Annotated in this window: 12 protein-coding genes; 5 read left to right on the top strand and 7 right to left on the bottom strand. The window is 56.0% G+C overall.

Going from position 1 to position 13,942, the window contains the following annotated elements; genetic code table 11:
- Entirely contained in the window at positions 1–258 is a 258-nt protein-coding gene (locus VF639_RS18310) for a hypothetical protein (protein WP_331147383.1), read from the top strand.
- Positions 259–430: 172 nt separating this feature from the next.
- Here VF639_RS18310 and VF639_RS18305 read toward each other — a convergent pair whose 3' ends face one another.
- Positions 431–3,163: a restriction endonuclease gene (locus VF639_RS18305; RefSeq protein ID WP_331147382.1), complete on the bottom strand. Its 2,733-nt coding sequence runs from the start codon at positions 3,161–3,163 to the stop codon at positions 431–433.
- 41 nt (positions 3,164–3,204) lie between these two features.
- Complete coding sequence (locus VF639_RS18300; RefSeq protein ID WP_331147381.1) at positions 3,205–5,217, bottom strand: site-specific DNA-methyltransferase; 2,013 nt, start codon at positions 5,215–5,217, stop codon at positions 3,205–3,207.
- Between the two features lie 136 nt (positions 5,218–5,353).
- Here VF639_RS18300 and VF639_RS18295 point away from each other — a divergent pair, with 136 nt between their 5' ends.
- The gene (locus tag VF639_RS18295) at positions 5,354–5,698 is read left to right on the top strand and encodes a hypothetical protein (RefSeq protein ID WP_331147380.1); all 345 of its coding nucleotides are present in this window, start codon (positions 5,354–5,356) and stop codon (positions 5,696–5,698) included.
- Between the two features lie 314 nt (positions 5,699–6,012).
- Here VF639_RS18295 and VF639_RS18290 read toward each other — a convergent pair whose 3' ends face one another.
- Positions 6,013–7,443, bottom strand: coding sequence for a TlpA disulfide reductase family protein (locus VF639_RS18290; RefSeq protein WP_331147379.1), 1,431 nt, complete (start codon positions 7,441–7,443; stop codon positions 6,013–6,015).
- 63 nt (positions 7,444–7,506) lie between these two features.
- The gene (gene serA / locus VF639_RS18285; protein WP_331147378.1) at positions 7,507–9,408 is read right to left on the bottom strand and encodes a phosphoglycerate dehydrogenase; all 1,902 of its coding nucleotides are present in this window, start codon (positions 9,406–9,408) and stop codon (positions 7,507–7,509) included.
- A 169-nt stretch (positions 9,409–9,577) separates the two neighbouring features.
- Here serA and VF639_RS18280 point away from each other — a divergent pair, with 169 nt between their 5' ends.
- On the top strand, positions 9,578–10,270 hold the full coding sequence (locus VF639_RS18280; RefSeq protein WP_331147377.1) for an outer membrane beta-barrel protein: 693 nt from the start codon (positions 9,578–9,580) through the stop codon (positions 10,268–10,270).
- A gap of 6 nt (positions 10,271–10,276) precedes the next feature.
- On the opposite strand, the gene gloA2 is transcribed toward VF639_RS18280, so the two are convergent.
- Positions 10,277–10,666, bottom strand: a complete 390-nt coding sequence (gloA2, locus tag VF639_RS18275) for an SMU1112c/YaeR family gloxylase I-like metalloprotein (RefSeq protein WP_331147376.1) — start codon at positions 10,664–10,666, stop codon at positions 10,277–10,279.
- A gap of 262 nt (positions 10,667–10,928) precedes the next feature.
- On the opposite strand from gloA2, the gene VF639_RS18270 reads away from it, so the two are divergent.
- Positions 10,929–11,621 carry an alpha/beta hydrolase gene (locus VF639_RS18270; protein ID WP_331147375.1) on the top strand — a complete coding sequence of 231 codons (693 nt, stop codon included), beginning with the start codon at positions 10,929–10,931 and terminating at the stop codon, positions 11,619–11,621.
- An 11-nt stretch (positions 11,622–11,632) separates the two neighbouring features.
- Here VF639_RS18270 and VF639_RS18265 read toward each other — a convergent pair whose 3' ends face one another.
- Positions 11,633–12,343: a DUF421 domain-containing protein gene (locus VF639_RS18265; protein ID WP_331147374.1), complete on the bottom strand. Its 711-nt coding sequence runs from the start codon at positions 12,341–12,343 to the stop codon at positions 11,633–11,635.
- Between the two features lie 124 nt (positions 12,344–12,467).
- Complete coding sequence (locus VF639_RS18260; protein WP_331147373.1) at positions 12,468–12,941, bottom strand: GNAT family N-acetyltransferase; 474 nt, start codon at positions 12,939–12,941, stop codon at positions 12,468–12,470.
- 135 nt (positions 12,942–13,076) lie between these two features.
- Between VF639_RS18260 and VF639_RS18255 the strand changes: the two genes are divergently transcribed.
- Positions 13,077–13,928 carry a helix-turn-helix domain-containing protein gene (locus tag VF639_RS18255; RefSeq protein ID WP_331147372.1) on the top strand — a complete coding sequence of 284 codons (852 nt, stop codon included), beginning with the start codon at positions 13,077–13,079 and terminating at the stop codon, positions 13,926–13,928.
- The last annotated feature ends 14 nt before the right edge of the window (positions 13,929–13,942 follow it).

The following is a 13,942-nucleotide window of genomic DNA, read 5'->3' as shown; positions in this document are numbered from 1 at the left end:
ATGCCGTATATTTCCAGTCAACTATTCGCCATGCAGCCCGTCATCAAAACCCGCCACAAACAGGAAGCCGAGGAAGCGCAGCGCCGCTATTATTGGAGCCTGACGCCGGTTGAGCGGCTGGCGCTGGCCGTCAAGCTTAACCGGCAGGCGCGGGCCATTTATGCTGCCAATCCGGCCAATTCACCTCAAGACTCCGCTTTGCACCATGGAAGACGAGTATTTAAATCTGCTACGCCTATTCCACGCGGAAAGCGTTGATTACGTGATAGTAGGTGGTGATAGTTTCCACGCCTCCAACTCTGAAAAAGTGAAAGCCTCACATCGAAACCGTCCGTCAATCAGGCCGCATCGCCTTCCCTGATTACGAGTATGAGAGAAGGTTCGGCAAATAACTTTCAAGCGTAACTATCCGGTAGCTCGACGGTATCGGCTACCGAACATCGGTTAGATTTGCTTGCACCTGATAGGAAACACCTAGCGGCTTGAACAGAGCAAAATGCTGAGTTCCACAGCTAATTTTTAGCTCTTCCCGGCCCCGGAGTTCCTGCTGGTCGATTGGTTCGACCTGGCCGGCCGTGCCTTTGGTTTCTACCACAAAATAGATGCGCTGGTCGCTCTTAAGTACAATGGCCCAATCCGGGCGATACTGGCCCAAGGGCGTCGGGATAAGGAAGCCACGGGGTAGCTTGAAGTAAAACTCCACTCGCTCATCGGCTTCACATTCCGCAGCAAACACGCGTTCTGTTTGGCTGTCTACCGGCACGTAGTTGTAGAGTGTTTTGTGGGGTTGCTGCACCGTATGCAACTGACTGATATACTGTTCGATTTCATTGTTTTCAAATAGGCGCATCTCGTACTCGTCGCCGGCTATCTGTTCGTACTTGATGCCTGCCACTTGCAGGCGGTTCAGTGTCCGACGGATGGCGCCTACCACATTGTCAAGGAACATTTGAGGGTTGATCAGTAACTCTTGGTAGCGGCCTGACTGCTTGATAATCTGGAAGATGGTAGGACGAGTGACATCTACGCGGCTTTGCAGATAGCCGTACACGTCGGGTACCGGATACCTACTGGTAGCGGCCGTTTGCTGCGCCTGCGCCGTGAGAACGGCCGTAATGCCCTCCTCCCCGTACTGCAACCGTGCTTTGCGGGCTCTAACCTGCGGATGCGTAGTAGGCGGCGTTTTGAGGGGGTCTTGCAACTCGGCCACTGCACCCGCTATCAGGTCGGCCGTCTTGAAGCCGACCTGATAGCGGGTTCGGTGCTTGATGCGGTTCCAGATAGCAAAAAAGGCGGGGTAGTTTTCCTCGGTTAGCTCTTTGGCTAACCGCAAGGTCTGCCGGTCGCGGGCATTACGGGTGCGGCCCGTGAACTCCACCCCGGTTTCTTCCTGAATCTCCCGCTGCAAAGCCGTTGAGAAGTCTTCGTAGCTCTCGTTGGCAATCACCGTCAGCAGGTTCAGAGCTTTGTCTTGCACGCGCTGGCCGGTGGCATCAACGGGCAGGCGCAGGCCCCGCCCTATTTCCTGCCGCTTTTTTACGTCGCTCTGCGTTTCGTTGAGAGTGCAGATTTGAAACACGTTTGGGTTGTCCCAACCCTCCCGCAACGCCGAGTGTGAGAAAATAAACTGCAACGGTTCGTTCTGACTCAGCAGCCGCTCTTTGTCGCGCATGATGAGTGAGTACGTATCCTTATCTAGCGCTGTGTCGCCGCGGGTATCTCTGCCGACAGGATTAGCTTTATCCTGCGAGAAATAGCCACCGTGTACTGCGTGCGCCGCAAACGGAATCAAGCCCGCGTATTCCTTTTTGGCAGCATATTCTGCGAAAATCTTTTCAAACCATTCGGCGAATAGGCCCGGTAGAGGTTGCTTGCTGGCGCCATCATAGAGGCGGTAGCTCGCCACTTTATCAACGAAGATTAATGATAACACCTTGATGCCTTGCGGCTTCAGCTTCCGCAGCTTCTCGAAGTGCCACTTAACGGTGCGCTCCAACTGGTAGCGTAGCACGGCCGGCGTCAGGCCGCCAACCTCCTCACCGGCCGTCACGCGTAGGTTGCCCGAAAAGGTTACGCTTTGCTCATCGGGGTCGATTTCGTTCACGATAAAGCCCGTACGGTAAATTTCCCGCTCTTTGCTCAGGCGGTACAAATCACTGCCTAAGCTCACGGTTACGTCTTTTCGCTTTACGCCGCCTTGCTCATTGCTGTAAATGCTAAGCTTGGCTTTGAGCGTCTGCTTGGCCTTCTCCACCTTTTTCAGCTGTACAAAAGCCGCGTTGTAATTGCCGTCGGCCGTAATACCATCCACTTCAATCTGCTTCACTAAGCCCAAATCGTAGGCTTGCACCGGATTGAGGGAGTACACTAGGTTATATAGATTTTTGTGCGTGGCCGAATAGCGCAAGGTAGCCAGCGGGTGCAGGTCGGCCAAGGCCGCTTTGCGGGCGTCAGTTTCCATGTTTTGCGGCTCATCCACTATCACCAGCGGGCGGGCATGTTGGATATACTCGATGGGCCGGATTCCCGTCTCGCGCGCTTTGTTGATGATGTTGGTGTCCTTGGTAAACGAGTCGATGTTGATAACCAGAATCTGTAGGGCGTCGCTCACGGCAAAGCTGCGCAAGGCCGTCAGGTTGCCGCTGTCGTAGAGGGCATACTGCACGGGCGGGTAGCCGAAATGGGCCTGAAAATGGTCGTGCGTAATCTGGAGCGACTTCCACACGCCCTCCCGAATAGCTACGCTCGGCACCACAATCACGAATTTGCGGAAGCCGTAGGTGCGGTTTAGCTCGTAAATAGTGCGCAGATACACGTAGGTTTTGCCAGTACCGGTTTCCATTTCCACGGTCAGGTTCAGCGGCAAACTTTCCTGGTCCGGCGTGCCGTCAGGGGTCCGGAATTCGCAGGGTATGAGCGCATCCGAGAGCGGTAAGCCTCGCTGGACTTGGCCACGCCGGATGTTGGCCAGCAGCTGCGCGTTGGCTAGTACCAATTGGTTGGCAATTCCGGTTTCAGTGAAAGCCAGGGAACCCTCGCTACCCGCCGCACTCATCGATACTTCCAGCGGTGCCTTGCTCAGTGGCTGTCCTTCAAACGCGGCTACTACCGCCTGCACGGCCGCTTTCTGGTAGTCCTGCTCGGCATCGAATTGAAATTTCATATGAGTAAGCTAAAAGGTAGGCGGGCTGTAGACAGTAGATATTAAATCAGTTGGAGAGTTATGTCAGCATCAGCAAGTTGCAGGCGGGCATTACTCACCTGCTCGTCGGGGTTTTCGGGGCCAAAGCAGCGGCCCGGCACTACCAGCCGCCGGGGCCGCGCCGCTACGGCAGCGGCTACTACGCCGGGGTTGATGCCCGCCAGGGCCAGCCACGCCAACCCGTTTGCCACGTCGTGAACAGGCAGGCCCGCTATTTCGCGGCGCGTTACCGGGGCCGATAAGGGCAGCAGGTCGGGGCCGCCCGTCATTTTCAGGAGCAGTTCGGTGAGCATGGCCTCGCCCGTACCGGTAGGGCCATAGGTATGCAGGGGCTCCTGAAACAGCTCCAGCTGCGCCAGCATGTCCGGGGCGGTAGCTACCTCCGGCCGCCAGGCGCGGAAGTTGGAGTAATCGAGCCGGTAGGTGCGGAAGCCGGTATCCGGAACATGGTCACCGTTTAAAGCCAGCTTGCCAGCCCGAGCCGTCCGCAGCTTCTCGCCCACTCGTAGCAGACGGGCGTGGGTGATATCTGTAATGGTGCGGTAGCCGGCTTTATAGGCTTCAGTGTTGAGTTCTATCGGCTCGGGCATCTGAACAGCAATGAATTGTCGATGGCCACCATCCTGCTCGTTCAGATTCATGACGGCCTGTGCCGTGGACCCCGAACCGGCAAAGAAATCGAGCACTAGGTCGTTCGGGCCGGTAACCAGCTCGATTAGCTCGGCCAATACATCCGTATTTTTGGGAAAAGGAAATACGCCTTTGCCAACCAAGCCTTCAACCTCTAAGGTAGCGGAGCGTCCGTCACGGTAGAAAACGGAGGCGTAAGGCTCGCTGCTGATTTCTTCCAGATAACTCTTCCGGTTGGGAATGGTATTCTCGTCGGGGCCAAAATGAATGCGGGCAGGCTGCTGCGCCAAGGCCCAATCGGTTTTAGTTGCATCCCAACGCCAACCGGTTGAGGGCTTTTTACAAGACGCTTTGGTTACCGGATGGAAAATATCATGCTGTGGGCGGGAAGTCCGGCCATCGTCAGGTCCCGCGAAGTCAGCGGCAAAGTATAGCCCCCGGTCATCCGACCAGTTGTAGTGCTTGTGCGCTTTGCGCGCGTCGCCATCAGATAAACCGCGAAACCAAGCCTGCATAGCTTCCCTGACCTGAGCGTGTTCGTTGGCCAGAAGTTTCCTGAACTCGGCATACTTCGCCAGTACCGCTTCTGCCCCTTTCTTCTTTTGCCGCCAGATACCCTTTGCCAGCGTGGCTAACTTGTCACGGGTGTAGCACAGGATGTACTCATGCACGGATGCAATCAGCTTGGCATCACCTTTTTTAGAGCGTTGCCATACAATCTGACCCACGAAGTTTTCCTCTCCAAATACCTCGTTCATCAGCAGGCGCAGGTTGTGTACCTCATTGTCGTCGATGGAAACGAAAATCACTCCGTCTTCGCGGAGCAAGTTGCGGCTGAGGTAAAGCCGGGGCCACATCATGGAAAGCCAGGCCGAATGGTACTGGCCACTTTCGCGGGTGTTTTTCTTCCACAGGTCCTGCTTGTTGAGGAAGCCGTTTTCGTCGCGCTGGCCGGTGCGTTTTTCGTAGTCTTCGCGGCGCTCCGAATAGTCGTCCGGGTACACGAAGGAATCGTTGCCCGTGTTATAGGGCGGGTCGATGTAAATCATCTTCACCTTGCCGAAGTAGCCGCGCTGCAATACGCGCAGCACTTCCAGGTTTTCACCTTCGATGAACACGTTACTCGTGGTGTCGAAATCTACGCTGCGGGCAGGGTCGGGCAGGAGCGTGGCCGTGGTTTGGCGCTGCACTTCGCGGCGGGCCGCGTCTTTGCCGGCCCATCGTAGCTCGTAGTGTTCGGGGCCAGTGGCCGTTAGGGCGTCGGCAGCCTCAAGCGCGGCCCGCAGGCGCTGAAAATCTATTTTTCCCTCACTTACTACGTCGGGGAATACCTGCTGTAGTTGGGCGATGTTAGCGGTGGTAATATCGAGACTGGTACCTTCCATCAGGAAAATGAGATGATAAACTATCGTTACATAATAGAAGCATAATAGCTGATTTATGTAACGAAAAAGGCAAAGATATGGGAAGAAACTGCGGACACAATCTTGCCATTTTTGTCTCATTCTATTCCAAGCAAATATGGCCAGCCAACACCGCGGGGAAATTGTGGCCGCCGCCGTGCGTAAAAGTGGGGTGAAGCTTAGCCAGCTGCACCGGGCCTTGGGCATCAGCCGCCCCACCCTGTATCGGCGCTTCGATGACCCCACCCTGAACTTCGACTTCGTGAAGCGCGTCGGGCAAATCATCCACTATGATTTCACGGCGGATTTCAAGGAGTTAAGCGCCCCAACAGCCCTGGTAGCAGAACCCATTGTAGCCTACCAGTTGGATACGCTGCAGGACTGCAAAGACAAGCTGCTCTACGTCTATGGCTTGTATATCGAGCTGGTGCAACAGTATAATGCCTTGCTGGAAAGCCGATAAAAGGTGATTTCAACGGCTTGGCCGCTGCCGTTTATCATTCTGAAAGCAGGAAAGGGAAAGCAATTCTAACTGAAAGCGAAAGTCCCAACAAGCAACGCTACCGAATGGAAGCGTTGCTTGTTGGGACCGTAAAAAGCCGCACGTACTGTTTCGCTGACGGGTGAGACAGGCAAGCTATCTATCCAGGTAGCAAATCAGTACAGCAGCCGGAGCTTGATGGTGTGCTCCACTTTGCGCAACTCGCTGATTACCTCCTGCTCGTCATTGTCGGTTACTTCGTAGCCGAGGTGCTCGTTGTTGGCCTGCCTCAACAACTATTTGATATACCGTGCCAAGGTCGCCTTTAGGTCGTCACCGCGCAGGTTAGTAGCCACAATCTTACCGTTGGGGTCGACCAGAAAATTCTGCGGAACAGCTTGCACATGGTAGCGCACAGCAACCTCATTATCCCGGCCTTTCAAGTCCGAGACTTGCGTCCAAGCCAGCTGGTCGTCTTTGATGGCTCTCAGCCACTTTTCGCGGCCTTTTTCATCGTCGATTGACACCCCTATAATGTCGAAGTTGCGGTTTTTGTATTCGTTGTAGACTTTGGTCATGTTGGGGCTTTCTGCCCGGCAGGGGCCGCACCAGGAAGCCCAAAACTCCACCAACACGTACTTGCCGCGGTAATCGGCCAATGACACGTCCTGCCCATCAGGCGTCTTCTGAGTGAAATTAGGAGCTTCTGCCCCAGCCGAAACAGCTTTGATATTCTCCAGCATCTCGCCGTATGCTTTGCCTTCTGCGGTATTTTTTATCGCGGGTGCCAGCGCATTGTAAAGCGGCAGCACTTCGGCATAATTTGGTATGGTGCCAGCCATCTCCTTCAAGAATGCCAAACTCTCATAGGAGTTGGGGTTAGCTTTGATATACGCTGCCCGCCGCTGGTTACGCTCCTTCTGCTGCTGGTCAAGTTTTTCACTAAGAATCTTGCCCTGTGCTTCTCCGTACTTCTCGACGGCTAGCTTCACTGCTTGGTCATCGGGAAGCTGTTTGCCAACAACCGCCGCCTTAACAACTTGAAGCCGTGCTCCATATGCGCGACCATCTGGGCTGTTCCGGATGGTGGGGGCTAAGGCATTGTAGAGCGGCGCTATGTCCGCGTACTGCGGAATATACCCGCCTACTTGTTGCAACAAGTTTAGACTTACGTACGAGTTGGGATGAGCTTTAATATAAGCCTTCAGTTGCTGATTACGCTCTTGTGTGATGGCCGCTTTCTGTGCTTCCAAGCGCTTCATAAGTTCCGGTGACTGCTGCTCCGGCGTCGCCGGATATTGTGCCATCAGAGTATTCATTTTACTGTCTATTGGCCGTAGTGATGCCTGCAACTTTTCGTTTTCTGCGGTTAGCTTAGACCCCGTAATCTTGGCGTTTTGCAGGGAATCAGTGCTAACAAATACGGTAGTGCCTTTTTCCAGGAAGAAGAATGTGCGGTCTACTCTAGAGCTACCAAAAGCGTCGTTCAACGTCCCACTGTGTACCAGCACCAGCATTGTCTGCTTGGGTGCATCTACAGTACCCCTTAACTCGAAAGAGCCATTGTGTAGAGTGGCAAAGTCATCGAACCGGCCATTCTGCAACAGGTATATTCTGGCTGGCGGATTCAGTTTGCCAATTGTGCCTTTCAGCGTGAAGGATTCAGAGTCCTGGGCGCTTGCGGGCAGCCCTAGGAAAAGCAACAAGCCAAGCAGATACGTTTTCATAGGAGTCGATTATGAAGGAAGATAATCAAGCGTCCTTGCATAAGCAACCATTTGAAAGACAAATCAATACAGCACCCGGAACTTGATGGTGTGCTCTACTTTGCGCAGCTCACCGATTACTTCCTGCTCGTACTGCTTGTCGATGTCGGTTATCACGTAGCCGATGTGCTCGTTGGTTTTAAGGTACTGGCCGAGAATGTTGACGTGGTGCGCGGCCAGCACGTTGTTGATGCGGGCCAGCACGCCGGGCACGTTGGCGTGAATGTGGATGAGGCGGTGCGCCTGCTGCTCCGGCAACTGGATATTGGGGAAATTAACGCTTTGCTGCGTGTTGCCAGTGTTGATGTACTGCATGATGCGCTCCGGCACAAACTCGGCAATGTTGCGCTGCGCCTCGGCCGTGCTGCCGCCGATGTGGGGCGTGAGGAGCACGTTCGGCAAGCCGCGCAGCTCGCTTTCGAAGCTTTCCTGGTTGGTTTTGGGCTCGTACGGAAACACGTCCACGGCGGCACCGCCGAGGTGGCCAGAGCGGAGCACGTCGGCCAGGGCGGCCAGGTCCACGATGTGGCCGCGGCTGTTGTTGAGCAGGAGCGCGCCGGGCTTCATCATGGCCAGCTCGGCTGCCCCGATGATATTGGTGTTTGAGGGGCGGCCGTCTACGTGCAGCGTCACTACGTCGGCCTGGCGCAGCAGCTCTTCCAGGGTGCGGCACTTCACGGCGTTGCCGAGTTGCAGCTTTTCGGCCACATCGTAATACAGCACCTGCATGCCCACGGCTTCGGCCACCACCGAAAGCTGACTGCCAATGTTGCCGTAGCCCACGATGCCGAGCTTCTTGCCCCGTATTTCAAACGAGCCCTTGGCCGACTTATCCCACTCGCCGCGGTGCATCTTGGGGTTTTTGTCGGGGATGCGGCGGGCCAGCATAATGATTTCGCCGAGCGCCAATTCCACTACCGAGCGGGTGTTGCTGAACGGGGCGTTGAACACGGCCACGCCTTTTTTCATGCAGCCGGCCAAGTCAATCTGGTTGGTGCCGATGCAGAACGCACCTACCGCAATCAGGCGGTTGGCGGCTTCCAGGACGCGGGGCGTTACGTTGGTTTTGCTGCGGATGCCGAGGATGCTGACGCCTTCGATGTGCTGTACCAACTCGTCTTCATCGAGGCCACCGGGAATGGTTTCTACTTGGTAGCCTTCCTGGCGAAACAGTTCGGCGGCGCGCACGTCGGGGTTTTCGAGCAGCAGCACCTTGATGCGGTTTTTGGGGTACGAGAGGGTCATCGGAAGCTTGTTCTGATAAAGAAATTCGTCGAAGGAAGGCAATACTTCATCGGCGCGGGCCACCACGGCGTCGCGGGTCACGTTTTCGGTGAAGGCGTAGAAGCGGTTGGCGAGGCCGGCTTCCCGGATTTGGTAGTCGGTGTAGCCGTCGCCGAGCACGTACACGTCGCCGGCCAAGTCGAGTTGGCGGAGCTGTTCGATTTTGCCCCCGTCGCGGCTCAGGATATTGTTGGTGTCGAAACCGTTGATGCTCCCGTCGGCGGCGTAGGTGAACGTGTTGGCCAGCACGAAATCGGAGGCAATACCATACTCGGCTACCACCGGCTCAATGAACTCCCGAAAGCCGCTGCTCACGATGTACACCCGCCCCCGGAACTGCTCGAAGAACCCCCGGTTGCGCACGATGCTCTCCGATACTTTGCCTTTGAGCCGCTCCACCAGCGGCGCCAGATGCCGCCTATGTGCCGGTAGTAAAGCCAAGCGCTGCTTCAGCGACTCCGAAAAATTCAGCTCTCCGCTCATGCCCCGATCGGTGAGGGCGCGGATGGCGCCAACTACTTTCTCTCGGTCGGGATGGCCTTCCAAGGCAATGTCGGCTAGCTCATCGAGGCCTTCTACCTGCGTGAACGTACTGTCGAAGTCGATGATGAGGTAAGGAAGCGGCGGCTGTGGTGCGGGCATAGTGGAGGCAAGGTAAAACGGAATGCCGGTTCATAGCAGAAAAAACGTGCAAAACCCGGTTACAGCCACCTGCAACCATTTCAGAGCAATGGGTATCTTCTTCGCTGGAAGGAGAGTCACGCCTGCCTTTCTATCCATCAAGCCTATTCAACATTCATTCTTCATTAGCATGAAATACGCTACTCTTATTGCCTTCAGTATCCTCGTCGCCCATACTTCCTACGGCCAGAAAACAGAATATTCCGCTCACCTCAGTTCGGGGGGCGCTGCGTATCGGGGGGCTTCTGCGAAATCTACTTCGTCCATCAACTTATCCGATACGAATATTGCTGACTATACCAACAACCCGTACGGCAAGCGGCTTGGATTTTCCTATGGCGTAGCCGGCCAAGTACAGCGTGTAACCCGCAAAAACAGCCTGCTAGGCGTACAGGCCGGCTACGAAGTACTACGGAGCCGTGTGTCCATTGCCAGCGTTTCAGCACGTGGCTTTAATGTTCAAACAACAGGTCATACCTCGCTCACCAATCAGTTCATCAACATTCACCCGTTCTTTGGCCATCGGTTTGCGCTGGCAACTGTTGATATTGACCTGACTGCCGGCCCGGAGCTTGGGCTGTTGCGCCGCAGCCACGAAGAGGGTAAGGCAACTGCTCAGGGGCAGACTTACATTACTGATCTAGACCGTTCTCACCCTGATACTGATGTGCGGGTTCGGCTAAACCTGACGACGTACTACAAGCATATTGGTTTGTCGTTAGGCTATTCTAGGGGGCTGACTGACTACTACGGCGGCTACGTGGGTGGCACAAACGAAGTGTATTCGCAGGTTTTCCGGCTCGGCTTAGCCTACCGAATCTAAGTCCAACTACACCTCATAAAATTCCAGCGGCAGCCCGTTGGGGTCCTGAATGAATGTGAAGCGCCGGCCAGTAAACTCATCAACCCGAATGGGTTCCGAGGCGACATTGTGCGCATTTAGCCCGCGCACGGTAGCATCCAGGTCGGCTACGGCGAAAGCCAGGTGGCGCAAACCGGCGGCTTCGGGGTGGCTCGGGCGGGGTGGAGGCTCGGGGAAGGAGAACAGCTCGATGACGTATTGCCCTTGCAAGGCCAGGTCCAGCTTCCACGACTGCCGCTCCGCTCGGTGCACTTCCCGGACAATTTCCAGGCCGAGAACTTCGGTGTAAAACCGTTTGGATACAGCGTAATCCCGGCAGATGATGGCAATGTGATGGACGTGGAGCAAGGAGAGCATGAGGAAGATGAAATGAAGATGTAGCGCCAATTTTTACTTCGCGACGCATTGCGGAGCCTGCCCGGGTAGCCCGGTAGATTTCGTGCAGCGTGTCGTGAAGTGGCACTCCGCGTTACATCTTTTGGCCCCGCAACTAGTGCAAACGTATAGCTTTCAAAATGGAAGGTTACCCCACTGTCACCCATCCGGCCCCAACCTCCACAGCATCAATTTCAAGTTGTATCAGTACACCCATGCAGGTGATAAAATCAACTACACAAGTATGGCACGGCGGCAGAAGAAGGAGTTTGTGTTGAAGTCAGTAGCGGTTGAGAGTACAGATGAGCACGGCGTAGAGGCGCTAGCCATGCAAACCAATGCGGGCCTGATAGAGGCCCGTTTGCATCCTGCTTCCGCAGGCGCGGCGGCCGTAGTGTGGGTCGGAGGTTCGGGCGGCGGCCTTGATGGGCCGGCTTGGGGCATGTACCCCCGATTGGCCGGCCAATTGGCTGCGCAAGGTATTGCCTCGTTGCGCCTGCACTACCGCAAGCCCAACTACCTCGAAGACTGCGTGGTTGATACCTTGCTCGGAGTACAGTATCTGGTGCGGCAACGCGGCTACGGAGCCGTGGCGCTGGTCGGCCACTCGTTTGGCGGGGCGGTGGTGGTGAGTGCCGGGGCGCTCAGCGACGAAGTGGTAGCGGTAGTAGCCATGAGCAGCCAAACCTACGGCACCGATCTGGCCCCGCGTGTCAGCCCCCGGCCTTTGCTGGTGCTGCACGGCACCGCCGACGAAATCTTATCGGATGCCTGTTCCCGAAACATCTACGAGCGGGCGCAGGAGCCCAAGGAAATCTTGCTGTACCCTGGTTGCCGGCATGGGCTGGACGAATGCCGCGACCAGGTAGACGCCGATGTGGTACGGTGGCTGGTCAAGCAATTAGCCGCTGCTGCTCGGCCTGCCGAGCAAGTGTAGCTAACTGAATACTACGCTATTCGTTTGGCGGTACATGCCCGAAGCCATGTATCGTTCTGGCATACAGTGCATTGCGTGATGCCGTGTGGTAGCTCTTGCACGTGGCCACATAAGGCGCATGCGTGCGAGCCTGCTTTTTCAATTTGGCGGGGCGGTTGCATCAACCCCTCAGGCCAAATAGGCAAGCCTGGCCGAACTTCGCCGTCTTCAAAGAAGAAAGCACTGAAATTGCCAGTGGCCTCGATGTAGACTCGGCATACCTGGCCGAGATGTTCCACCTGCTGCTGCCGTAACTCGCCAAACAACTCTTTTTGCGTAAGCTTTTGCTTGTTGAAATTGGCTAGGTTAATCTCGCCGTTTTCCACCAGCAGCACAGGGGCGCCTTCCAGCCAGTCACTGAAGCCAGGATATTTTTCGGTGAGCCAGTTGAAAATGGAATACAAAGTCGTCACCATTACAAACACTACCAACACGTGCAGCATGGGCACGTCGTGGTAGAACATGGCGTCGCCGGCGGCTGAGCCTAGGGCCAGAATGATGCTCAGCTCGAAGATGGAAAGTTGCCGCACGCCGCGCCGCCCGGTCACGCGCAACGCGCCTAATACCAGCAAGTAGGTGAGCAAGCAGCGCAGCGCCACTTCCAACAGAAAGAGGGGCGGCGCATTATCCGACAAAAAGAAGCGGTTCCAGTCGAAGGGTTCGATGGGGGCTGCGAGAAGCATGCGTAGAATAGTCAGTCGAGGAGGCAAAGCGCTATGGGGCAGCTTCTCTAACGGAATACTCTATCGTTCAGTTTGGCGGTAGCTGAACTAGGGCGTATTACTTCACGCTTGCAGGCTTTCTTATCTACAACTCCACTATGGGCAGCATCATGTGCTGCGTGGTGACGGTGAAGCCTTGCGCTGCCCAAAATTGCTGTGCCGCCGGGTTGGCTATGGCTACTTGCAACTCAAGGTGGTCGGCCCCCTGAATGGCAAGCCAGGCTTTGGCAGAAGTAAATAAGGCCCGGCCCATTCCTTGCCGACGGTGCGCTTCCTCCACAATGGTTTCGGCGATATAGCCGCGGCGGTGAAAGTGCATGCCCCGGCTCCCAACCTGGTAGGTGGCTACCAACAGGCCGGCTAGGCCGCCCGGCTTTTCCACTACGAAAATGCGGGTGTACGATTCGTAAAGCCTATCGCGCAGGAGGCGCCGCAATTCCACCTTGGCGGCCCGGTGGTAGCCAAAGACCGGATGGTAGGCCTGGTGTATTTCCATCAGCTCGCACCACAGCCGGTACAACTCGTCGAGGTCTTGGGGAGTGGCTTCGCGGATGGTCATACAAATAAGAACGAGGAAGGGTATGCAACAGGCAAACAGGTGAAAGTAGGGCCGCAAACGCTGGTTCGCAAACGGCTGGGCAGTTAGAAAGGAACCCTATTTGTGCGTATCTTCCATGAAATCAGGCTGGAACGCATGTTTGCAAAATTCTATCAGCCCACTGCAGAACTGCAATCTTTGGTGTTGCACTACATGCTCGCCCACGTACCGTACGCCGGGGAGGGAGGAGCCGTGGGCGTGGTAAAGCCGTTTCCGCCCGCGCCAGAGCAGTGCTTATATTTCTACCCGCGCGGCGAAGTCTGGAACTACAACTACCGGTTGGAGCGCGACCAACTGTCGCCGCGCAGCATTGTGGTGGGCCCCCAAGTTTCGCGGGTCGATTTGCGCTTTTCCACCGACCACCTGGTTATCTGCGTCGCGTTTCGGCCCGGTGGGCTGCACCGGCTGCTCGGCACGCCCATGGCTGAATTGCTCGACTACCCGGTAGAAAGTGATTTGCTGCTCGGCTCCGGGGTGCGCCAGATAAGCGAACAGCTAACCGACCCCACACTGCCCTACAACCAGATGATAGCCTTAGTTGAAAGCTTTGTGCTGCAACAAGCCCGACGGATTCGAGTGGCGCCCCGGCCCATTGATAAGGTGCTGCCGCTGCTGCAAGCTGGCGTTGTCCCCTCGCTCGACTGGCTGGCCGACGCCGCCTGCCTGAGTGCCCGCCAGTTCGAGCGTAACTGCTACGAGCGGCTCGGCATTGGTCCTAAACTGTTCGCTCGCATCGGGAGATTTAGCCGGGCCTTTCGCCTGAAAGACCACCACCCCGACCTCGACTGGCTCAGCGTGGCCCTGCTCACCGGCTACTCTGACTATAAGCACCTCGTCCGCGACTGTAAAGAGTTTGCCGGCGTCACGCCCCCGTCCCTGCTCTCCGCCGATGCTGTTCATCCCACTCGCGTTTACACGAACATGCCGAAGGAAGTGGTGAAGTTGTGAAGTGGGGGGGGGGG

The sequence above is a fragment of the Hymenobacter sp. genome (assembly GCF_036387835.1).
Taxonomy (GTDB): domain Bacteria; phylum Bacteroidota; class Bacteroidia; order Cytophagales; family Hymenobacteraceae; genus Hymenobacter.
Note: the sequence above shows the minus strand (reverse complement) of the source record. Positions and strands in the feature narration are given on the sequence as shown.